A 1,656-nucleotide genomic window follows, 5' to 3' on the forward strand; every position below is an offset into this window, starting at 1 on the left:
GCTGAAGATGGAGCCGCCACCAGTGAGCGGATCGTTCGGGCGGCTTTCGTTCTTCGAGTTGTGCGCATCGAAGCTGAGCTTGAAGCGGTCGGTCACATTCCAGACCGCGTTCAGGCCGAGCGAACCCAGCTTGTACTTCTGCATGCTGCGCTGCTGCTCAAGGCCGAAATCCTTGGTGCCGGCGATTTCACGGATGTAGATCGGCGTGGCAACCGCACCGMTGGTATCGAATTCGACGTCGGTGTAGTTGCTGTTCTGCAGCCACATGCCCTGCTCGCCACGATTTTCAGTGATCTCGTTGGTCGAATAGGTGTAATCCAGGGTCAAGGTCACCGCATCGGTCGGCGCGAACTGCAGCACGGCCTGGCCGTTGATGCGCTCACGCTCGAATTCGGAGAAGGCATAGCGCAGGTCGTTCGGCCGCGCATACAGCGCACCGATCGCCGGCGCATTGACCACCCTCGGGTTGCCCGGCATCGCGCCGGTCCACGGCTGCACGTTCCAGTAGTTGTCGGTGGCCTGCACCGAACCGCCCTTGCGTTTCTGGTAGCTGGCGCTCACGCCCACGCCGAAGGTCTTGTCGGGATTGGCGTAACTGAAAATGCCGGACAGTTCCGGCGTCAGGTCGTCGCCGAACGGCTGGCTGCGGTCGGAGACGGCCTTCGCCCCGGCACTGGCGACGATGCCCTCGTGGTCGAACGGCCGGGAGGTCAGGATGTTGATGGTGGCACCGATGCCACCGCTGGGGACATTGGCCTGGCTGGTCTTGTAGACCTCGATGCCATTGATGGCTTCAGCGGCCAGCTGGGCGAAGTTGAAGGCACGGGTGCCGCCGTCGACACCACCGATGGCGACCTGCCSCGACGCACCGAACGCATCGGCGCCGGGCATCTGCCGCCCGTTGAGCGTCACCATGTTGAACTGAGGGCCGAAACCACGCGCCGTTACCTGTGCGCCCTCACCATCACGGCGCTCGATCGAGATGCCGGTGATGCGCTGCAGGGATTCGGCCAGGTTGGTATCGGGGAACTTGCCGATGTCCTCCGCACTGATCGCATCCACCACGCCGGCCGAATCACGCTTGATGTCCATGGCCTGGCTGAGGCTGTTGCGGATGCCGGTGACCTGCACGGTGTCCAGCTGTGTCGGGCTGGGCGGATTCTGCTGCCCGGCGACGGGTGCCGGTGTTGACGCCTCTTGTGCGAATGCGGGGTTGATGACCAGGACGCCACCGACAAAGGTGAACATGGCCCTGGAAGTGAACTTCGCCAGCGTCCGGCTCATCGACGAGCCCTCCGGCCTGGGGTACGACGGAAAGTAGCAGCGCTCATGACTCTCCCCTCTGACATACGATCGAATGGATGTACCGCCCCTCCTGGGGGCACGTACGGGCGACGCCCGTCTTCCACACCGAACATCGCAGTGCGCTTTGCACCCACTGCGACTCAAACTCGCTTTCAGACTTGCCGGAACAGCCGCGCGGTAAAGGGGGGGCATCCGCTGGCCTTACACCGGCCCAGTGGTAGCGCTACCATCGCGTCACGGCGCAGACTACTCATCCGCAATCGCGCTTGTCATCATGCAGCGCAGCAAAGGAATCCAGCCTTGAAAAACGGCCATAAAGCGGTCCGTCGAAAAGCAAGCGCCATCACCATC

1 protein-coding gene is annotated in these 1,656 nt (G+C 62.9%); it reads right to left on the reverse strand.

The window, feature by feature from the left end:
* The coding region (locus AC1VAN_RS21090) for a TonB-dependent receptor (RefSeq protein ID WP_480986666.1) at nt 1-1,284 on the reverse strand (1,284 nt) is incomplete at its 3' end.
* Nucleotides 1,285-1,656: the final 372 nt, after the last annotated feature.

Source organism: Stenotrophomonas sp. 05L44_2 (assembly GCF_056665995.1).